Below are 21,262 nucleotides of genomic sequence, written 5' to 3' on the forward strand. Positions count from 1 at the left end.
GTGCAAATTTACTTAAAAATATATTTTTTAGAAGCTAACAATGATGGTTTATTTATAATAACTAATTTTGTCTTGTTCTATAATTAAAAAGAGCAAATCAGAAAATGATTTGCTCTTTTTAATTTACCAGGTAAAATTACTTGCTCCTTCCAGACTATATTCAGCACCATTTACTGTAGTTGTAAATGTTCCTCCTATACGTGCACTTTTTGGAGCCCATCCATAATCTGTTTTTTGACCTGTATTTCGTATTACACTTCCATAATCAGATAAGAAACCTAACATTTCATGATGATAAATTGATGCTCCAAAAAAATCGGCTCTTGAATCTAGACTGGGTCTCATAGAGCTTGGATATGTTGTCCATTGTCCATTGATTTGTACATTAGATCCAATTTGTGTAAAATTACGATAAAAAGTAGTTCCTAAATCATCTTTATGCTTTTCAATTCCAACGTGCCATGTGATAGAATATGCTCCATTAGTAAGAAGTATACCCTCTTTTACTGACACAACTCCAATATATTTTCCTGTAGGATCATTGGTTTTTGTTAGCTTACTTATGTCTAAGGTAATTGCGTCTTCGTAATTAACAGTTGGTTCAACTGTGTATATCGACTTTCTTAGAAATTTTGAGTAAGAAGTAAATAATTTTTCTGATTTTTCTTTGTCAATTAATACTAACGAGTTGATCTCATCAGCCAGGTTTTGGATACTTGTAAAATGAAATTCTTGTCGTTCTTTATAGATGGACTTTAATTTTTGTTCATGAAAAAAAATAGCATTTTTCTCAATGTTCTGAGATGCCTGGCTATTGATAAAGTTTTTAAATTCTACTAAGACTTTTTTTTCTTCAACATTTCTGAATGATTGAATTTTGTTTGCTAAATTTCCATTTACCTCGGATGTGGTTACCGAATCTATGTTTTCAGAAGCATCTCTACATGAGGAGATACTTAAGAGTATAGAAAATGTAAAAGCAAGAGTGCTCAGTTTCAGTAATTTCTTTTTCATATGCTTAATTTAATTTTAAAGGCGCAAAGATAATAGAATAATCTACATATCACTAATTTGGGATAAAATAAATAAATAGCCATTCTTGAATGTAAATATTTATTTAAATCAAATAAATTTAAAATTATGTTTAATGTAAGAAGAGGTAGTGATTTAATATTTTAAAGTAATTTAAGGTGCTGCAAATAATAATTAAGCTAGAAATAGATAATAACGCTAAAAAATAAAGAAATTTAGATCCTGATGATAATTACAAGTTCTCTATGTGTTATTTTTTTAAATGTATTTTTGTAGTCCAAAAACATTGAAAGTTATACAATGAAAAAAGCGATCTGTCTTTTTATAGTAGGAGAAAAATATCAGAAAATATTTAATAAAAGTAAAACTCAGTTTGAGAAGTACGCACAAAAATGCGGTGCAGATTTAATTATTCTTGACAAACCTCTGGATGAAGACTTTTATCGCCCATTATTATCACAAAAATTACTTATACCTTCCAAAACAATGCATTATGATATCGTTTTGTTTCTGGATCTTGATATTGCGATATCAGAAAAAGCTCCATCTGTATTTGAATATCTTCCTGAGAATAAATATTTTGGAGCAGTACTTGATCCACGCGGAACAGAGGAATTTAATAAAACCTGGGGACATATTCCAAGAATATTGGAGGAAACCACTGAAATGTATTTTACAGATAGGCATTTTGATACTCATCCTTTATTAAAGGGAAGTATTAACGGAGGAGTATTTATTTTCCGTCCAAAAAAAGTGGCAGATATATTTAAAGACTATTACTTTTCAGAGCATAATCAGGGAGAATTAAATAGTTTTGAGGAAACTCCCTTCGCATATATATCCCAGGTCAATGGGTGGTTTGAAGCATTACCAGCTGAATTTAATGTTCAGGTCTTATACAAGATAAAAGGAACTAGTGAAGGAAATCAAATTGAAGCCTTTGAAAAAAATGTTCCAAAGTTCATAAAAAAGTACTTTTGTAAAAAAAATGGATACTGTGTCTTCCCTACAAAAAAATATAAAAAATTTGTAAGAAAAGTTATTGCTGAAAATTATTTTGTTCACTTTGCGGGTAATTATCCGATAATTTATAATTAATGATATGAGAGTTATTAACCAAATTCTAAAAAAAATCGTAAGTATTTCTTACGGGATAACAGTGAACAATGAAGCTGATGAAATTGTCAGACTTTTAAATGCTTTACTCCCAGCAATAAATAAAAATGATGAAGTTATTGTATTGCAGGATATAACCAATAAAAATCAAAAAGTTAGTGACATTCTTGATACGTATGGGAATAAAATTATCCGGATCGAAGCACGTCTTGACGGTGATTTTGCAACCTTTAAAAATAATCTGATAAAAGTTGCCAGGAAAGACTATTTATTTCAAATAGATGCGGATGAGATTCCTGAACCTTCTCTTATGATAAAAATAAAGCCATATCTTTTTAAAAAGAGGAAAAAAGACGTTTTCATGGTCCCTAGAATAAATATTGTTCATGGAATTACCGATGAGCACATAGAACGCTGGAATTGGCTGGTCAATGACAAGGGGTATATTAATTTTCCGGATTATCAGCATCGTATTTTTAAACTTAACAGAGGAATCAAATGGGAAAATAAGGTGCACGAAAAACTATGCAATTATAAAAAACTAGCAGGTCTTCCAGCTTCCGATTATTCAATGTGTTTGCTGCATATTAAAGAGATTAAACGACAGGAGCAGCAAAACTCTTTTTACGATACCATTGTATAGATATTCTTATGAGTATAAAAGTAATTTTAGATGCTGATGTTATAGCAGATTTTTATAAAGATAACAGGACCGGAATCTTTAGGGTCACTTTGGCCTTTTTTCGGGAATTAAGTAAGAATAGTACAATAGAAACGTTTTACTCTCATCTAAGTGTGTTGAACAATGAAACAAGTACAAAAGAAATAAATGATTTTTTTTCTGACCATTCCATATCAATAAAAGAAGCCAATCAAAGATATAGGAGGGTATTTTTACCATTCAGGAAAGAAAAGCTTTTCCGTCATTTTTATAATAGGAGAGGTATTTACAATTATAAGAATGTGCATCTTGAAGAGATTTTTAGAAAAGCTGAAATTTTTCACTCTTTCTATTACCCGATCAATAATGAAATAAGGAAGTATGGAAATTTAAAAAAGATTGTTACCGTTCATGATTTAATACCTGTTTTATTTCCGGAACTGCACTTTAATGCAACTCTTATAGAAAAAATTATAGAAAGTATAGGAGAAGATGGATATGCTATTTGTGTCTCGGAAAATACGAAAAAAGATTTACTCAACTATGCTCCTCATATCAATCCTGACCATGTCTTTGTTAATTTATTAGCAGCCTCTGAATCTCTTTTTTATGTGTGTAAAGATGTTGATAAATTTAATTCAATAAAGGAAAAGTATAATCTTCCTGAAAAATATTTTTTAAGTGTAGGAACATTGGAACCTCGTAAAAATGTTGATTTTGTAATCCGTAATTTTATCAGGGTTATTAAAGAAAATGATATTGACGATTTAGGATTAGTACTGGTAGGTGCAAAAGGATGGGATTATGATAAAATTTTCGATGAGTACAATAATGCAAAGGAACTAAAAGATAAAATTATAATAACAGGAAGAGTTCCTGACGAAGATCTGGCCAGCTTATACAGCCATGCACATTCTTTTTATTATATGTCTTTTTATGAAGGTTTTGGTTTGCCTCCTTTAGAAGCTATGCAATGTGGTGTAGCAACGGTGACTTCTAATACTTCATCTTTACCGGAGGTTGTGGGAGATGCTGGAATTATGCTGAGCCCAGACGATGATGAATTACTATATCAAACTATGCTGGATTTATATGTAAATGAAAATGTAAGAAAAGAATATGCTAAAAAGGGACTGGAGCGTTCTAAATTGTTTTCATGGAAAAAAAGTTCAGATGAACTTGTTGCTATTTATCAACAGATCATTAACCTTTGATTGTGACTTCATGGTAGAATACCAGCTTTAATCTGAAAAGGAAATCAAAACAAATGTTTCCTTTTTGAGGAAACATTTGTCAAGTGGTTTATTTAAGAAGCTCAAAAATTTCATCTTTCTGAGCCTCGATCGAAAATGGATAGATTGCTTTTTCTGAATTATTATGTAAAGTATCCCAGGTGTTTTTATCACTGCATATTTTAATGATATTATCCGCAAACTTCTGATAATCCTCATTTCCTGCAATCATTGCCGTTACTCCATCTTTCAAAAACATTCCCTCAGCACCTATTTCTGTCGTGAGTACAGGTAAAGTATATTCGAGGGCCTGTCCTATTTTTCCTTTTACACCAGCTCCGAATCTTAAAGGAGATACCGATGCAAAACAATTTTCATAGTATGGGATGATGTTTTCTACAAAACCGGCTACTTCAAATTTATCAGAATTCATATCTATAATGGATTGTGGTGCCTCAGATCCGATTATCGTAATTTTCAGATCAGGTAAAGCTTTCCAAACCAATGGCATGATCTTGTGATAGAGAATCTCTACGGCATCTACATTTGGATCGTGTAAAAATGTACCGATGAAGAATATACCATTTCGTTTTTCAAAAGGTGGCATATCTTCCGGTTTAACTTTGAGATTATGAACATTACTTACAGTAAATAATTTGAATTCATCTACAAAAGCAGTCATAAACTCCTTTTCCTTATCACTTATTACCGCAATCTTGTCTGCTTTTTTACACAGTTCAGTTTCAATATATTTATAGTGAACAAGTTCCTTAGCTCTGTTTTTATTATATTTAATTTCAAGGCCTCTTTCCATTCTTAGATAATGAATGTCTACCATATCATAAATTATTTTGGCTTTTGGCGCTTCCTTTCTGAAAAATTCCAGATAATATTCAAAAAGTTCAGGTCTATGACACCACACAAAATCAAGCTTAGGAAGAAGATTGTTGATGAAATGCTTTTTTCCTTTCATGATTCCGTATTTTCCTATAAACGGAGTATAGACAATTACATTATGATCATTCAGGTTTTTAATGTATTTTTTTGATTCTACCTTTGGAATTGCTTTTCTCCAATCCATTAAATAGACATTATAATGTTTGGCTAAAAATTTGGCAATCTCGGTGATTCGATTCGAAGCGGAATCTTTATCAAAAGTAGGAATCTGACTATCTACAATAAGGACATTTTTTTTATTCTCATCAGGAATAATGTTCTTTTCGGATAAAGGATAATGGTTCTTGAGATAGATATAATTTTTTATTTTTCTTTTAATGCCCATTGCTTTATAATTTGAATATCTTTTGTGTAAAACTCTTAACGGTATATTTATTGAGAATATCCTGTGAAATTTCCACATAATCAAGCTTTAGAAAATCCTTGATTACTTCTGTATCTAAATTACTATTATCGATTATTAACATATTATTAGGATGATAAAAATCGTATTTTTTTACTTCTGAATTTGTCGTAATCAGTTTTTTACGGTATCCTAAACTTTCAAAGGTTCTGAAAGAAAGTCCCTTCTGGTCATGTCTTTGTATATCTATCATTGCCTTGGATTGGGAGATAAGTTTCTTAGTTTCACTAAGTGTCAAGTATTCTGTTATAGAGTTTAAATGCGGATACGTTAATTTTTCATACCAAAATAAAACAAAATTAATAGAAAACCCTGCATCAAATAATGTTTTTGATACTTTGTCAATTTCTTCTATTCTTGAATCATAAGACGATATATTAAAAATATCGTATTTAGTTGGTTGATTTTCAATTGCTTCGTCGTAAATGAAATTTGAGGTTTCTATAAATTGGTGTCGATCAATGTCTTCTCTGTCATAGGAATAAATCTCGTCGAAAAAGTGTGATATTTGTAATTGTCGGGGGTATTTTTTACAACTATCATAATAATAAGCAATGAAGCTTTTTGTCTTCTTTTTTAATTCTTTTAATAGAGAATCTTCCAGCATGTCAGGTCGGATCACAAAAATAATATCCTGAACTTCGGTGATTTGATTTATTACTTGTCGGTTAAAGTATTTTTTTTTGATATTAGTCCCAAACAATTTTGTAATACCATTCCATATTTTCACAAAAAAATTAGGATAAGAATACTTTATCGTATCGGTTTTAATATCTGTAACTATTATGGATGCATCCGACTGAAGCTCTTCAACAACAAAATCAATATAACCATATGCAAAGGGATAGATTAAAGTAATTTTTTTCTTTGAAGTCATTTCGTAAATATTTCTTTTAGCTTCTCTTCAAACGAAATTTCTTCATTAAGAACCATTTTTTTGTAGGGTTCGAAATGAGGAATATGTTTAGGATAGTTTTCCAGAACATCTTTTATTTTTGCAATAATATCTGGAATTTTGTTTTCATTGAAAGTGAATTTATATTCATCCGGAATCATAAGATCTTCATAATAAGCAGATGAACCATTCTTTCCTGAAATAATACAGCAATCCTGCGAAACAGATTCTCTTAACATCTTGTCTCTTCCCGGATTTTCCCCAAAATCAACATACAGTAAAGATTTTTCCATAAGATCTTTAATCTGGCTTGCATTCATATTTTGAACTGGAACCCAACTCAGATCTGGTGAACTTTTAATTAATTGTGCGATTTCTTTTTTTCCTTTACGTGGGTTGTATAGTATTTTTTTATTGTTGAGATCTTTTATAATAGGCTTCTTGTTTTTTAAGAAGCTGGGATTGATATAGTCACATACAAAATCAATCTCATTATCGGGAATTCCATGTTCTTTAATATAAACCGATGAACGGTAAGATTGAGCCCACTGGAAAACATTAGGTAGCTTCTCAAAATGATATTCTTTGTCAGCTTGTCTATAGAAAAGCCTTGTAAATATACTTTGCTTTCTTATTCTATAGTCCATTAATATTTTATAAAAATCTACGCTCAACCACCAGATTATCTTCTGACTTAGCGGATATTCTTTTATCAAAAAGGTCATCGATTCTGGAACGATAAGAATATTTTCCGGATGATCTTCAATCTGTTCTATCTCAGTAGTCTGATAAATAGAGTAATTAGAAGGTTTTGCATTTTTCCTTTTTGGAATATAATGCATAAAAACATTTTTAACCTGTAGTTGATAGAGTTTATCTGCAAGCTGATGTAATGCCTCAGGACCTCCTGTAACACTGTTGGGTGGACAAAATATGATGATTTTAGACTGATCAGTAAGTGTAATCATTGGTTTATAGTTGAAATAATTTTTTAAGCCAGTTTAAAAACACGATCAACCCAGCTATCAATTGTGTAAAAGTAATAAATATTGTCTGGAATCTTCTCGTACGGCTGTTCAAAAAATTGGGTATTCAGATTACTGCAGGTTTCATCTAGAACTAGGATGTTGTTGGGATTATAAAAATCGTAGTCTTTAATAGCTATGTTGTCGGTAATGATTTTCTTTTCGAGTGCCATTGCTTCAAAAACCCTGAAACTTAATCCGTGTTGGTTTTCCCGTGTAAGATCGAGTAGGGCTTTCGAGTTTTTATAATATCCAGGAAGGTCCTGATGGGAAATTTTCTTGATACTAAAGATAATGGATAAGCTTTCCGGCACTGTAATAAATAAATTCTTTAGTTGATTTTTCCAGCTTTTCTTACCGATAATCATAATTTGAAATTTTAAATTCAAAGCGATTAACTTCTTCGTAAGTAACTTAATAAAAGAGACTCTTTTATTGTCATAGGAAGTAATATAGAAAAGATCCATATCCGGATTCTGCTCCTCTGAAGAATGGTGATCCAGATAAATATAATTGGTCAGCTTTTCAAAAGCATGTTTTTTAACATCAATAATATCAAATGAAAAAATTTTATCAAAAAGCTTAAGTTTTTCAATTTCAACGGGGAGCCTTTCAAGGCTATCGTATAGATAAGTAATAAGTCTTTTGCTGTATGCCTTAATTTCCTGAAGAGTAGATATGTCAAATGTGTCAGGATTTAGAACCAAAATTTGATCCTGCGGACCTAATGCTGCAAGCGAATCGATAACAAATTGTTGTCTTTTCTCCGTTTTCAGGTTTTTATTTAAAAAAACCTTACTGATGGCATTAGTTGCTCTCTCCTGAAAGTTTGAATGCGTAACGTTTCCGATTTTAATATGATGTGCATCAATACCCTTTTTACATAGTGTATCTACAATATGTTTGTCGTAGCCCCAAAAATCATAACTAATTACACAAATCTTCATTCAACTATTTTTGTTCCTTTTTTAATGATTCATACGTTTCATACGTGCTTAACGCCTGCAAATATGAAAGCTGATAACCTTCTTTTCCATCTAATATTCCTAACCGCAAAATGTATGCCTTGAAAAATTTGAACGCTGTTTTGGAATATTGTGTTATTAGATTAAATTTTTTTCCTTTATTTGATAGTTCCTGTCCTTTCAGAATTCCATAATGAATCATTTTATTTTTATAAGACTCATAATCTGAAACGGAAAAATGAAGTAGTTTATTCTTCAATTCTCCAATTGTTCCGGAAACTTCTAATGTTTCATGTACTTTTTTTTCTGAAATATATCTTGCCTTTGACTTTCTGAACAATCTGAAGTTCTTGTCAGTCTGGGTTCCTGAATAATGAATAGGTTTCCCTGCAAAGAAGAATTTTCTGTAAAAATAATAAGCATCTTTTTTGTCCGGTTTTTCGAGTTCATTAATTATTTCAGCTTTAAGATCCGGGGTAATTCTTTCATCACCATCCAGAAATAGGACCCAATCATTTTTAGCCTGATCCAGAGCTATGTTTCTTTGTTTAGTAAAATCTTCAAATTTGTTTTGGATGATTTTTACATTAGGATTAACTTTAGCAATATCTAAGGTTTTATCGGTGCTAAAAGAATCTACAATTATAATTTCATCACAAAAATCAAAACATTCAAGGACTTCCTGTATATTTTTTTCCTCGTTATATGTTATGATTAAGCCGCTTATATTTATCATAACCATTTAGATGTTTGAAAACCATTAAAGTTAGGTCTTCTAAAACAGTTTTAATTTTCCAAAGATAAGTTTTAATTTGAATTTTTCTATGGAGTCATCCCCTTTTATATCTATTCTACATAGCTCATATTTCTTAGATGGATAGTAATTTACTCTGTTTCCAATTCTTACGGCAAAATCAATTCCCAACTTTTTTAAGGTAAAAAAAAGCTTTTTCTTATCCTCACCTTTCTTGGGGTATTTCCCATAAGGATAAGCAAGGACTTTTTTATACCTAATATGATGGTCATTGAGAATTTGCATGTTTGTTTCAAGATCCTTTTCGGTTTCTTCTGGCGTTAATGTTCTCAGATTTTCATGAGCATGAGTATGCAAGGCAATCTCAAAATAATTCGGATCAAGATTTCTGATATCTTCAAAAGTCATCATGGGATAATCTTTGTATCCCTCCTGAATAAATTTTGTAGGAATAAATATAACAGCTTTTAAGTTGTATTTTTCCAATAGGGAAGGGAGATAGTCGAAATTATTTTTATAACCATCATCGAAGGTTAATATAATGCTATTCTTAGTCGGAATGTTGATTTCCGAAAAGAATTTAGAAGTGTAATTTTTGTCTTTCAGATATTTAAACTGACGCTCAAGATTATCAAGGCTTACCATGAGGTCATCTGTACTTTTTTCTCCTATCTGGTGGTACATGAGGATAATCAATCTGTTTTCAGTGAAGAAAATGAGATAGAGTCTGAAATGTATCACTAAGAATACCAATATAACAGATATAATAATTAGGGATAACATCATACGGCTTTCTTGTGGTATTTTTTTTCAAGTTCCTCTAATTTTATTTTTTCACGAAGTTTAATGTACTTGAGAAATGTATAATAAGACATAGTTTTAGCGATATAATATCCGGCAAACCCATCCAGGAAGCCCAATTTAAAGATAAAAACTTTTATAAATTCGAAAACAGGGCTTACGATAACCTTAAAACGCTTGATTCTTTTTCCTTTTTCAAACATTTTCTCGGCCATCATATCAGAATATTTATTGATTTTTGATACATGGCAATGTATACTTCTGTAGGTATAGTGATCTAGCTTGCCATCGAGATTTCCTGCTTTTTTATCAGAGATCAGATATTCATGTACTTTATCATCTGAATATTTTGCCGAATCCTTCCTGAACAATCTTTCTCGGGATACAGTTCCCCAGCCTCCATACCTTATCAAATGAGTCCCTAGGTGGTTATTAAATTTCGTCTTATAAATATGATATTCAGGATTATTTAACGACGTTACATGCCTGATAGAATTTCTTAGTTCCTTATCAGGGACTTCATCAGCGTCCAGAAATAAAATCCATTCACCAGAACATAATGAAAGGGCATGGTTTTTCTGTTCACCATACCCGTTAAATTTCTTTTCAAAAAACTTGACCTCGGGATATTGTTGAAGAACAATTTCTTTTGTGCGATCAGTTGAATAGCTATCGACAATTATAATTTCATCGACGATATTATAAAGGGAATCTAAAAGCCTTGCAATGTTATGCTCTTCATTATAAGTAATGACAGCCAGAGTAAGAGACATTATTTAAACTCGAGAATCGTTTTTTTAATGATTTCTATACAATCAAGTAACTGCTCCTCTGTAATGACCAAAGGTGGTGCTAATCTGATGATATTTCCGTGAGTAGGCTTGGCAAGCAGTCCGTTTTCTTTTAATTTCAGACACAGGTTCCACGCTGTAGAGCTGTCAGGAGTATCATTGATTAGAATAGCATTTAGCAATCCTTTACCTCGTACTTTAGTAATAAGGTCAGATTTTTCAATTAATTTTTGAATCTCATTTCTGAAAAGCTGTCCTAATTGTTCGGCTCTTTCAGATAGGTGCTCATCTGCTACAACATCTAAAGCTGCTACGGCTACTGCACAGGCTATTGGATTTCCACCAAATGTTGAACCGTGCTGTCCGGGTTTAATAACGTTCATGATTTCATTGTTAGCAAGAACAGCAGATACAGGATACATTCCTCCGGAAAGTGCTTTCCCTAAAATCAGGATATCTGGCTGCACATTTTCATGGTAACAGGCAATCAGTTTCCCGGTTCTTGCAATACCCGTCTGTACTTCGTCCGCAATAAAAAGAACATTATGTTTTTTACATAGCTCAGAAGCTCCTTTAAGAAAGCCCTCATCCGGAACATACACTCCGGCTTCACCCTGAATGGGTTCAACTAAAAATGCGGCAATATTTTCTGCTTCATTGTTTAATACTTCTTCCAGAGCTGAAAGATCATTATATGCGATTTTAATAAAACCCGGAGTAAAAGGCCCATAATTTTGATTCGCATCCGGATCGTTAGAAAATGAAACAATAGTAGTTGTTCTACCATGGAAATTATTTTCGCAAACAATTATTTTCGCTGCATTTTCTGAAATACCTTTAACTTCATAACTCCATTTTCTGGCAAGTTTCACTGCTGTTTCTACTGCTTCAGCACCAGAATTCATGGGTAACACTTTATCAAAACCAAATAAAGTAGTAATCTTCTTTTCGTACTCTCCTAATTTTGAATTGTAAAAAGCTCTTGAAGTAAGAGCAAGCTTTTTAGCCTGATTTACTAAGGCATCTACGATTTTTGGATGGGAGTGGCCCTGGTTTACGGCAGAATAAGCTGAAAGAAAATCATAATATTTCCTGCCTTCTACATCCCATACAAAGACACCTTCTCCTCGGTCTAAAACTACGGGAAGAGGATGGTAATTGTGTGCTCCATGTTTGTCTTCAAGGTCAATAAAATACTGTGAATTTTTTTCTGTTTCTACTGTTGACATATTCTTTTGGTTTTGTACAAAGTTAATAATTATAATGTTGGATTGATCAGTGATATGTTTATTTTTAATTTTGAATTTGGGGAAGGTCGTAGTTTCTTAACTCTTCCCATATTCATAAATAAAAATCCGCCTTTTGTAAAGCGGAATATTATAAAATGTAAGTGATGGTATATTACTTGACTAAAAGCACTTGATTGTTAGCAAGATATTGATCAATGTATGATTTCATTTGAGATTTCTTTATTGGATCTTTTATTAAATCGTATAGTATTACCAAACCATGAGGTCCAAAATCAACTAGTACAGAATTATCTTTCGTAGAAGTACTTTGCCAATCTGATATATTGATTTTTGGGATGCTTTGATCTATGTTTAAGATATTAGCAAAACGTTTTGAAAGTTCACCTCCCCTTGTTTTATAGTATAGTTTTTTAGAATAATTTTTAGAGGCTTCCTGTACGTCAATATCATTGGATGTGATTGATTTTAAGCCATTTACCGCAATTGCTATACCTGCTCTGGCCGCTTTGCTACGATCAAGATTTGTTGTTTGCGCCTGGAAAAAGATATCTAATTTAGCTCCTGTATAAATATCCACTGTAACGTGTGTGCCGTAATCGTGTACTATTTGTTCCGGTGTTTTTATTTGTAGATCCTTCAGGAAATTTTGGGTTACATAATTCGTAAGTAAATCTGTTGTTGCGTTGATTCTGAATCTTTTTTGCTTAATTAAAATATTATAGCTTCCATAAATAAATTTCGGATCGAAATAACTGTGATTATTAATTAAAGCAGATTTGAAAGGACTTGATATCGTCTTTCCATATAATAGCATTTGATCAGTTGCGCTCACTTTTCTTGAAATCACTTTTGAAAAAGCTGCAGCATCTTCACCATATTCATCAGAATATTCCTGCGTCAATGTATTTTCATCAACTAATCTTGCGCTTTGCTCTGTTTTAAATTTATCAATATCAAGAACTTTAAAACCCGTAGAGTTAGAATTTGCATATTCGCCGGTAACGTTATAACCATATCCTAAAGCGTTGTAGTAACCAAATTCCTTACTATCTTCAAGTGATATCGGATTTTCATTTGATGTTTCGGGGGTTGTTTCAATAACTTCATCACTGGAGCAGGATGACATAAAAAGAATAAGCGAGGTGCTTATGCAGAATAAGATTTGTTTCATCATAATTTTTTATCGCGACAAAAATAGCATTAAATCAAAAAAATGGGAAATAATGGGGTCTGATAAAAGTCATGACAGATCATTTTGTAATGTAAAAACGAAAGTAATTCAAACAAAAAACTGCCCCGATTTGAGGCAGTTTCTGTTTTTTATATTAAATAATCTTAATGATTATCATATTTTCTATCCATTACAAAGTCTTCCATGAACTTTGTAGTGTAGTTTCCTGCAAGATAATTTTCGTCATCCATTAATTGTCTGTGGAAAGGAATCGTTGTTTTTACTCCTTCAATATAAAACTCTTCCAATGCACGTCTCATTTTAGCAATTGCTTCTTCACGGGTTTGAGCCGTAGTAATTAGCTTTGCAATCATAGAGTCGTAATTAGAAGGGATCGTATATCCTGAGTAAACATGAGTGTCTACTCTGATTCCATGTCCCCCAGGGATATTTAATCCTGTTATTTTTCCTGGAGAAGGTCTGAAGTCAGCATATGGATCTTCAGCATTAATTCTACATTCAATTGAATGTAATTTCGGGTAATAATTGATTCCTGATATTGGAGTTCCTGCAGCTAACAGGATTTGCTCCCTGATCAAATCATAATCAATTACCTGCTCGGTAATAGGGTGTTCTACCTGAATCCTTGTGTTCATTTCCATGAAATAGAAATTTCTGTGTTTGTCTACCAGGAATTCGATTGTTCCCACACCTTCGTAACCAATGAATTCAGCTGCTTTTACTGCTGCTGCCCCCATTTTCTCACGAAGTTCATCGGTCATAAACGGAGAAGGAGTTTCTTCTGTCAGTTTTTGATTTCTTCTTTGTACGGAACAGTCTCTTTCAGAAAGGTGACAGGCTTTACCATATTGATCTCCGGCAACCTGAATTTCGATATGTCTAGGCTCTTCAATTAATTTTTCCATGTACATACCTCCGTTTCCAAAAGCGGCTACAGCCTCCTGAATGGCAGAATCCCAATGCTCCTTAAGATCTTCTGCTTTCCAGACAGCTCTCATTCCTTTTCCACCTCCACCGGCAGTTGCTTTGATCATTACAGGATATCCTGTCTCTTCAGCAACTTTCACTGCATGCTCGTATGATTCAATAAGACCGTCAGAACCTGGAACACATGGCACACCTGCAGCCTTCATGGTTGCTTTGGCGTTCGCTTTGTCACCCATTTTCTCAATTTGTTCTGGGGAAGCACCAATAAACTTTATCCCATTTTTCTGACAGATTCTTGAAAAATTCGCATTTTCAGATAGGAATCCATAACCAGGGTGAATAGCATCTGCATTAGTAATTTCTGCAGCAGCAATGATATTTGGAATTTTAAGGTATGAGTCTTTGCTCATTGCAGGACCAATACAAACTGCTTCATCGGCAAATCTTACGTGAAGACTGTCTTTATCTGCAGTAGAGTAAACTGCAACGGTTTTGATCCCCATTTCTTTGCAAGTACGAAGAATACGCATTGCAATCTCGCCACGGTTGGCTATTAATATTTTTTTGAACATCTTCTTCAATTTGAAAATTAGATAATTTGAAAATTAGATAATGTTATTTTAATGTAGAATTTAATCTAACATCCAATGTCTAACATCTAACTTCTAAATTAAGATGGATCTACTAGGAATAAAGGTTGGTCGTACTCTACAGGAGTAGCATCGTCTACCAATATCTTAACGATTTTACCGCTGATCTCAGATTCTATCTGATTGAATAATTTCATTGCTTCAATTACACAAACGATTTTTCCGTTGGAAACTTCATCACCTACATTTACAAAAACGTCTTTATCTGGAGATGGCTTTCTGTAGAAGGTACCAATCATTGGAGACTTAATAGTTAAATACTTGCTGTCATCAGAAGCTGCTTCTACTTTTTCAGTTGGAGTAGTGGCAGCTGGAGTTTGTACAGGAGCTGCTACTTGCTGAGGAGCAGTGTGGTAAACTGCTGGTTGTGCATAGTTTACTTCGCTTCCTGCTAATGGAGTTTTAATAGTGATTTCGAAATCTTTAGTCTTGTATTTAACCTCTGAAACTTCGGCTTTAGATACAAACTTGATAAGATTTTGTATGTCTTTAATGTCCATAAATTTGATATTTGATTTTGAGCCAAAGATACCAAAAAAACATAAAAAACAACAAAAAATCGCCCAATTTTGATGAAATTGGGCGATTTTTGTATTAAAATGAGGTTTTTTTAAATTTACCTCTTAGTTTTCTTCAGTAGTTTCCACTGTTTTCTCTAGTACTACTTTACCTCTATAGTAAAGTTTTCCTTCATGCCAGTGAGCTCTGTGGTAAAGGTGGTGTTCACCTGTAGTTGCATCTTTCGCTAATTGAGGAACTACTGCTTTGTAGTGAGTTCTTCTCTTATCTCTTCTTGTGGACGATTGTCTTCTCTTTGGATGTGCCATTGTGTAATAACTTTTTTAATTTGATGAGCGATGAGATTTTTTTCATCATCTCATCATATTTAAATTATTTTAATTTTTATCTTTTAATTTTTTTAAAGCTTCCCATCTTGGGTCACTCTCATGTTCTTCCTCTTCCTTTTCTTCAATATCTTTAGGACTGAACTGGTCCAAAATTTTTAAATCTTCATCACTTACGTCAGGAGATACTTTTTTCATAGGTATGGAAAGTACTACATTTTCGTAAATCAACTGTGCTACATTGAAAGCGTGGTCCGAGCTTGGAATAGTAATAACGTTTTCGTCACTATCATCATATTCTTCTCCAAACTTGACCAGGACTTTAATTTCATTTTCAATCTGATGGTCAAAATCGGCGCTTGTAATATCGCAAACCAATTCTACGGTTCCATCAATTTTTATTTCAAACTCTAAAAAAGTAGTATGCTTTTCCAAAAGAACATCTACTGTTATTCTAGGATTTGTAAATTCCTGTTCAGTGTCAAATAATTGAAAGAACGATTGGTCTATCTCAAATTTGAACTGATGCTTGCCGTTTTTTAATCCGGAAAAGCTTACGTCATAGTTTCTTAACTTGTCCATAAAATGAGTGTGCAAAAATATGCATTTTTTTTATAATTACAAATAAAATATCAAACAAATTAATTTTAAATGTGTTTGGAAGAGTTATGCTTCATTTTCATCAGGAAGATCTTCATCTATTCCATTATCTACAGCCATTTTTCTTGGCTGCATCCTATTGCTCATGAGATCGTTATATTCGCTTCTGTTCTTAAAAATTTTAATAGCTGTAAAAATAGCTTCTGTAAAACTCTGTTCATCGGCGATATTTTTTCCTGCAATATCATAAGCGACTCCATGGTCGGGAGAAGTTCTGATAAAAGGTAGTCCTGCAGTATAATTTACACCTTCTTCATAAGCCAGTGTTTTGAAAGGAGCAAGGCCCTGATCATGGTACATTGCTAAAACAGCATCGAAGTTTTTATATTTATTGGGTTGGAAAAAACTGTCCGCAGGAAATGGTCCGAAAGCTAAAACTCCATTGTCTGAAAGTTCTTTGATGGCTGGTCCGATGATCTCTATTTCCTCGCTGCCAATTACTCCTCCGTCTCCGGAATGGGGATTCAGTCCTAATACGGCAATTTTTGGTTTTTGAATACAGAAATCTTCAATTAAAGTTTGGTTTAAGGCTTTGATCTGTTTTTTGATTTTTTCTTTCGAAATACTTTCGGCTACCTTAGCTAAAGGAATATGATGCGTAGAAACGGCTACTTTTAAATCATCCGTTACTAAAAACATTAAGCCTTTTTTATTGAATTTTTCTTCAAAATATCCAGTATGTCCAGCATGTTTAAAGCCTAGTTTCATCATTTCATCCTTATTGATAGGCGCGGTAACAAGTACGTCAATGTCTCCTTTGATTAAAGCTTCTGTAGCAGCCTCCAGAGAGGATATTGCCATTTGGGTGGATTCTTCGGTAGGAGTTCCCAACTCTACATTAGAATTTTCCTTGGCAAGATTGACCATATTCAGTTTTCCCGTCTGAGCCTGAGAGGCTTCATTGATATAATTGAAATTAAGATTCAGTTTGAAAATATTCTTCTGATAGGTAAATAATTTCCCGGATCCGAAGATTACAGGAGTGAAAAAATCTGTGATCGTTTTGTCTTTCAAAGACTTCATAATGATCTCAGGGCCGATGCCATTGAAATCACCTATTGAAATTCCTACTCGTACTCTATAGTTTTTTGGACTCATTTTGATTATCTTTGAAGATTATAATTTTACAAATTTAGCAAAAAATAATATGTTCACAGGAATTATTGAAGCAGTTGGAGTTATTGAGAAAATTGAAGAAAAAGGAAGTAATATCGACTTTACATTAACCTGCCCTTTTACCAATGAGTTAAAAATAGATCAAAGTCTTGCACATAACGGATGTTGTTTGACGGTTGTGGAGATTAAGAATGACCAATATGTTGTAACAGCAATTAATGAGACTCTGGAAAAGACTAATCTTGGAAAATGGGAAGTGGGAACAGTAGTAAATCTTGAACGTTGTATGAAGATGGATGGCAGACTGGATGGGCATATTGTACAGGGACATGTGGATAAGACAGGTGAGGTTGTAGGAATCGAAAATAAAGACGGGAGCTATTTCATTACAGTAAAATATGATAATGACGGTGATTTTGTAACAGTACCTCAGGGATCAATTACTATGAATGGAATAAGTCTTACCGTTGCTAAAAGTGAGGATTTCCAATTTTCTGTCGCGATTATTCCATATACCTGGGAGTTTACGAATATGCAATATTTAAAAATAGGTGATAAAGTTAATCTTGAATTTGACATAATTGGTAAGTATATTGCTAGGTTAATTAAAAAACAGAATGGCAATTAATAAGTACAAAGGATATAGCTTGAGGAATCGAGTGTTTTTCGGTTTCTTGCTGGTATGTCTTTTAAGTGTTGTTGCTTCATCCCTCGTTCCTTACTTTGTTTTGAGAAACCATTCTTTGCAACAAAGCAAAATTGACATGCAGGAGAAAACCAGTGCTGTAATGCGCTTTCTGGATTATGAAGTAAGCAGTACGGTACTCGAAACTAAAGATCTCCCTCAGGTTTTAGGAAATAAAATTTTTGAAATTGCAGATATCAATCAGCATGATATTGTGATTTATGATTTGAAAGGACATTATCTTCTTTCCAACAGAGATCAGGGGTTAGTATCTCAAAAATCAATTCCCGTAGATATTGTTAATCGAATCCTGGCGACTGATGCCAGAGTGGATATTAAAGGATATGATCAGGCAAAGGATGCGGTATTCACATCCTCTTATATGATCCTAAAAAATAATGTTCTGGAGCCTATAGGAATTGTATATATTCCTTTGTATCATAATGAATCCGCTTATCTGGAAGTGCTTCACCAATATGTTAAATATATCCTTTTGGTTGATTTCTTTCTTATTATATTCAGTATCTGGATTAGTTGGGTAACCTCAAACAGTTTGGCTAAAAATATTACGAAATTCTCTGATATGATTACGCGTATTACTCTTTTTGAGAATGAAATGCGTCCTATCAGATATTATAAAAATGATGAGCTAAATGCTTTGGCAAGAGCTTATAACAGAATGATACTTCAGATTCAGGATCAAAAAGAAAGGCTTAGGTTCAAAGCATCAGAGGAAGCGTGGAGAGAAATGGCGAAACAAGTAGCCCATGAAGTAAAGAATCCTTTGACTCCGATGAAGCTTACCATCCAGAATTTTGAAAGGAAGTTTGATCCTCAGGATCCTAATGTGACGGAAAGGGTAAAAATGATGAGTAAAACGATGGTTGATCAGATCGATTTGATTGCTACCGTAGCCTCTGCTTTTTCCGAATTTGCGAAGCTTCCCGAAAAAAATAATGAGACCATCAACCTGAATGCAGAGGTTGCTGATATTCTACGTGTTTTCAGTGATGACAGTGTTTTCGTCCATACCAACAAGGCAAATATCATGATCAATATGGACAGGATCTATCTTTCCAGGATTATTACCAACCTTGTTACCAATGCAAAGCAGGCTCAGAGCGAAGATAGAAAATTAATTATCAATGTTGATATAGAGCAGCACCAAAGAAGAGTAATGATCTCTGTGCAGGATAACGGAGTAGGTATTCCGGATAATATGTATGAAAGGATTTTTGAACCTAATTTTACGTCAAAAAACAGTGGGATGGGATTAGGCCTCTCCATGGTAAGAAAAATGGTGGAAGATTATAAAGGTGAAATTTCTGTAAAATCAGAAGTTGATAAAGGTTCTACATTTACTATAACACTACCGACCAATCTATAGTGAAACCTTTTAAGTTTAAGCAGTTTGATATTCAGCAATCCCCGGATGTTTTTCGTGTAGGGACTGATGGTGTTTTGTTAGGTGCTTTAGCTAGTGTCGATCGGGCAGCCAAAGTTCTTGAGGTAGGAACCGGTACAGGCTTGATATCTTTAATGCTTGCTCAAAGGAATCTTAATGCTGTGTTTTTAGGGTTGGATATTCAGATTGGTGCTGTTGAATTAACCCGGAAGAATTTCCGGAATTCGGTTTTCAGTGAAAGATTGAAAAATATTCATCAGGATTTTAAAACTTTTGAATCAAAAGATACATTTGATCTTATTGTTTCCAATCCTCCGTATTTTGAAGAGTCTGATTCCGGTAAGGATAAAATTGCCAGGCAGACAATTGAGTTGAATTTCAGAGAACTAATCTCCAGAATTCCGTCGTTGTTGTCTGAAAAGGGTGTTTTTTCGGTGATCATTCCTGTTGAGGTGGGAGTGGATTTCATTGGTCTTGCAAAAGAATATCATTTGTTTTTGTTCAGAAGAATTCAGATCAAAGGAATTGAACATTCAAAAGTTAAAAGACTGATATTGGAATTTTCAATAAGGGAAGGTGAGGCCGAAGACTCTGAATTGGTGATAGAAAAAAGTCCGAGAAAATACTCGGACCAATATTTAGAACTCACTAAAGAGTTTCATGTTTTTAGTAAATGAAAATTATTCGAATAATTCCGTGGTATCAAGTACGGATACCTTTCCATCTTCACATCTGATCGCTTCACCAGGGAAGTTTTGGATCATATGATAATCGTGAGTAGCCATCACTACAGCAGCTCCGTTTTCCAAAGCAACCTGCTTAAGTAAAGTCATGATTTCATTAGAAGTTTCCGGATCAAGATTTCCGGTAGGCTCATCTGCAAGAATAAGATCCGGATGATTTAATAAAGCTCTTGCAATAGCTATACGCTGTTGCTCTCCTCCTGAAAGTTCGTGTGGCATTTTATGCTTTTTGCTCTTCATGTTCACGCTTCCAAGAACTTCGTTGATACGGTCTTCCATTTTGATTTTATCACTCCATCCTGTAGCCTCAAGGACAAATTTTAAATTCTTTTCCACTGTTCTGTCTGAAAGTAACTGAAAGTCCTGGAAAACAATTCCTAATTTTCTTCTCAGGTTAGGGATGTCAGACGTTCTCATTTTAGCAAGATCAAAACCTACTACATCACCGTGTCCTGAAGCCAATGGAATATGCCCGTACAATGTCTTTAAAAGTGAGCTTTTTCCTGATCCTGTTTTTCCGATAAGATAGCAAAATCTTCCTTTTTTAATATTGAGATTAACGTCAGAAAGAACAGTAAAGTTTTTTTGAGCAATCTTTGCATGTTGTAAACTTATAATGCTATCTCCTGAGATATTTGTATGTGGCATAATTTAATTTTAAGAGGGCGATTTCTAAAAAAAATCTTTTCAGATTTTAAAAATAGAAAAAAGAAACTTAAAGAACCTAAATTTTAGTAAATTTTAACAACAAAAAATGCCTGAAAAACTTCTTTTCAAGCATGATTTGTATATGATAATTTCGAGATTATCTCTTAGCGCGAGATGCACTTATCGTTAAACTCTTTCTGCCTTTAGCTCTTCTTGCAGCCAAAACTCTTCTACCGTTTGGCGTTGACATTCTTTCTCTGAAACCGTGTTTGTTTCTTCTTTTTCTTTCTGATGGCTGGAATGTTCTTTTACTCATTACTATATATTTAAATCGTAATTATCTATTTATTTTTCAGGTTGCAAAGATAAATATTTTTTTAGAAGTTACAAATTTATATTGTTTTTTTTTGAAATTAATTTAAGCGTTTCTGAAGGTGATATTAGAAAAGTTCACTATAAATAGAGTCCCTCAGCTTATTTAAATTAATGTATGTCTCATTTATTTAAAA

23 protein-coding genes are annotated in these 21,262 nt (G+C 33.2%); 6 read left to right on the forward strand and 17 right to left on the reverse strand.

Annotated features, from left to right (window positions below):
- Positions 1-123 precede the first annotated feature (123 nt).
- The gene (locus AC0INN_RS20545) at positions 124-1,014 is read right to left on the reverse strand and encodes a hypothetical protein (protein ID WP_273649748.1); all 891 of its coding nucleotides are present in this window, start codon (positions 1,012-1,014) and stop codon (positions 124-126) included.
- A gap of 318 nt (positions 1,015-1,332) precedes the next feature.
- On the opposite strand from AC0INN_RS20545, the gene AC0INN_RS20550 reads away from it, so the two are divergent.
- Genes AC0INN_RS20550 through AC0INN_RS20560 form a run of 3 tightly spaced genes read left to right on the forward strand, consistent with a single transcriptional unit; the run spans position 1,333 to position 4,023 of the window.
- Positions 1,333-2,130 carry a hypothetical protein gene (locus AC0INN_RS20550; protein WP_273649746.1) on the forward strand — a complete coding sequence of 266 codons (798 nt, stop codon included), beginning with the start codon at positions 1,333-1,335 and terminating at the stop codon, positions 2,128-2,130.
- A 4-nt stretch (positions 2,131-2,134) separates the two neighbouring features.
- On the forward strand, positions 2,135-2,791 hold the full coding sequence (locus AC0INN_RS20555; protein WP_273649744.1) for a glycosyltransferase: 657 nt from the start codon (positions 2,135-2,137) through the stop codon (positions 2,789-2,791).
- An 8-nt stretch (positions 2,792-2,799) separates the two neighbouring features.
- Positions 2,800-4,023: a glycosyltransferase family 4 protein gene (locus tag AC0INN_RS20560; RefSeq protein WP_273649742.1), complete on the forward strand. Its 1,224-nt coding sequence runs from the start codon at positions 2,800-2,802 to the stop codon at positions 4,021-4,023.
- A gap of 88 nt (positions 4,024-4,111) precedes the next feature.
- Here the strand turns inward: AC0INN_RS20560 and AC0INN_RS20565 are convergent, their stop codons facing one another.
- From AC0INN_RS20565 to pdxA, 14 genes are all read right to left on the reverse strand, one after another.
- Positions 4,112-5,323, reverse strand: coding sequence for a glycosyltransferase (locus AC0INN_RS20565; protein ID WP_306614909.1), 1,212 nt, complete (start codon positions 5,321-5,323; stop codon positions 4,112-4,114).
- A gap of 4 nt (positions 5,324-5,327) precedes the next feature.
- A complete protein-coding gene (locus AC0INN_RS20570; protein ID WP_273649738.1) occupies positions 5,328-6,278 on the reverse strand; it encodes a WaaS/CpsH family glycosyltransferase in 951 nt (316 codons plus the stop codon).
- Complete coding sequence (locus AC0INN_RS20575; protein ID WP_306614912.1) at positions 6,275-7,264, reverse strand: hypothetical protein; 990 nt, start codon at positions 7,262-7,264, stop codon at positions 6,275-6,277. The genes AC0INN_RS20570 and AC0INN_RS20575 overlap by 4 nt, the downstream gene beginning before the upstream one ends.
- A gap of 23 nt (positions 7,265-7,287) precedes the next feature.
- On the reverse strand, positions 7,288-8,268 hold the full coding sequence (locus AC0INN_RS20580; protein ID WP_273649734.1) for a WaaS/CpsH family glycosyltransferase: 981 nt from the start codon (positions 8,266-8,268) through the stop codon (positions 7,288-7,290).
- Positions 8,269-8,272: 4 nt separating this feature from the next.
- Positions 8,273-9,022, reverse strand: a complete 750-nt coding sequence (locus AC0INN_RS20585) for a glycosyltransferase family 2 protein (RefSeq protein WP_273649732.1) — start codon at positions 9,020-9,022, stop codon at positions 8,273-8,275.
- Positions 9,023-9,061: 39 nt separating this feature from the next.
- Entirely contained in the window at positions 9,062-9,724 is a 663-nt protein-coding gene (locus tag AC0INN_RS20590) for a polysaccharide deacetylase family protein (protein ID WP_273649730.1), read from the reverse strand.
- Positions 9,725-9,822: 98 nt separating this feature from the next.
- Positions 9,823-10,614, reverse strand: coding sequence for a glycosyltransferase family 2 protein (locus AC0INN_RS20595; RefSeq protein ID WP_273649728.1), 792 nt, complete (start codon positions 10,612-10,614; stop codon positions 9,823-9,825).
- The gene (gene rocD / locus AC0INN_RS20600) at positions 10,614-11,861 is read right to left on the reverse strand and encodes an ornithine--oxo-acid transaminase (protein ID WP_273649726.1); all 1,248 of its coding nucleotides are present in this window, start codon (positions 11,859-11,861) and stop codon (positions 10,614-10,616) included. The genes AC0INN_RS20595 and rocD overlap by 1 nt, the downstream gene beginning before the upstream one ends.
- Positions 11,862-12,033: 172 nt before the next feature.
- Positions 12,034-13,056, reverse strand: coding sequence for an MAC/perforin domain-containing protein (locus AC0INN_RS20605; RefSeq protein ID WP_273649724.1), 1,023 nt, complete (start codon positions 13,054-13,056; stop codon positions 12,034-12,036).
- Positions 13,057-13,217: 161 nt separating this feature from the next.
- The gene (gene accC / locus AC0INN_RS20610; protein ID WP_172280855.1) at positions 13,218-14,573 is read right to left on the reverse strand and encodes an acetyl-CoA carboxylase biotin carboxylase subunit; all 1,356 of its coding nucleotides are present in this window, start codon (positions 14,571-14,573) and stop codon (positions 13,218-13,220) included.
- A gap of 98 nt (positions 14,574-14,671) precedes the next feature.
- Positions 14,672-15,151: an acetyl-CoA carboxylase biotin carboxyl carrier protein gene (accB, locus tag AC0INN_RS20615; RefSeq protein ID WP_172280853.1), complete on the reverse strand. Its 480-nt coding sequence runs from the start codon at positions 15,149-15,151 to the stop codon at positions 14,672-14,674.
- 123 nt (positions 15,152-15,274) lie between these two features.
- Positions 15,275-15,478, reverse strand: a complete 204-nt coding sequence (gene rpmF, locus AC0INN_RS20620; RefSeq protein ID WP_172280851.1) for a 50S ribosomal protein L32 — start codon at positions 15,476-15,478, stop codon at positions 15,275-15,277.
- A 69-nt stretch (positions 15,479-15,547) separates the two neighbouring features.
- The gene (locus tag AC0INN_RS20625; RefSeq protein ID WP_172280849.1) at positions 15,548-16,078 is read right to left on the reverse strand and encodes a YceD family protein; all 531 of its coding nucleotides are present in this window, start codon (positions 16,076-16,078) and stop codon (positions 15,548-15,550) included.
- Between the two features lie 84 nt (positions 16,079-16,162).
- Positions 16,163-17,254 (reverse strand): 4-hydroxythreonine-4-phosphate dehydrogenase PdxA, encoded by a 1,092-nt coding sequence (gene pdxA / locus AC0INN_RS20630; protein WP_273649721.1) that lies wholly within the window; start codon positions 17,252-17,254, stop codon positions 16,163-16,165.
- A 49-nt stretch (positions 17,255-17,303) separates the two neighbouring features.
- Between pdxA and AC0INN_RS20635 the strand changes: the two genes are divergently transcribed.
- From AC0INN_RS20635 to AC0INN_RS20645, 3 genes are read left to right on the forward strand one after another with little or no spacing between them, the layout of a single operon-like run.
- Complete coding sequence (locus AC0INN_RS20635) at positions 17,304-17,900, forward strand: riboflavin synthase (protein ID WP_273649719.1); 597 nt, start codon at positions 17,304-17,306, stop codon at positions 17,898-17,900.
- On the forward strand, positions 17,890-19,344 hold the full coding sequence (locus AC0INN_RS20640; RefSeq protein ID WP_172280843.1) for a sensor histidine kinase: 1,455 nt from the start codon (positions 17,890-17,892) through the stop codon (positions 19,342-19,344). The genes AC0INN_RS20635 and AC0INN_RS20640 overlap by 11 nt, the downstream gene beginning before the upstream one ends.
- Complete coding sequence (locus AC0INN_RS20645; protein ID WP_306614920.1) at positions 19,344-20,039, forward strand: tRNA1(Val) (adenine(37)-N6)-methyltransferase; 696 nt, start codon at positions 19,344-19,346, stop codon at positions 20,037-20,039. The genes AC0INN_RS20640 and AC0INN_RS20645 overlap by 1 nt, the downstream gene beginning before the upstream one ends.
- Positions 20,040-20,042: 3 nt before the next feature.
- On the opposite strand, the gene AC0INN_RS20650 is transcribed toward AC0INN_RS20645, so the two are convergent.
- Together AC0INN_RS20650 and rpmH are read right to left on the reverse strand one after the other, a co-directional pair.
- The gene (locus tag AC0INN_RS20650) at positions 20,043-20,753 is read right to left on the reverse strand and encodes a cell division ATP-binding protein FtsE (protein WP_172280839.1); all 711 of its coding nucleotides are present in this window, start codon (positions 20,751-20,753) and stop codon (positions 20,043-20,045) included.
- Between the two features lie 157 nt (positions 20,754-20,910).
- Complete coding sequence (gene rpmH / locus AC0INN_RS20655; protein WP_172280837.1) at positions 20,911-21,069, reverse strand: 50S ribosomal protein L34; 159 nt, start codon at positions 21,067-21,069, stop codon at positions 20,911-20,913.
- Between the last annotated feature and the right edge of the window lie 193 nt (positions 21,070-21,262).

This window comes from Chryseobacterium subflavum (assembly GCF_055762745.1).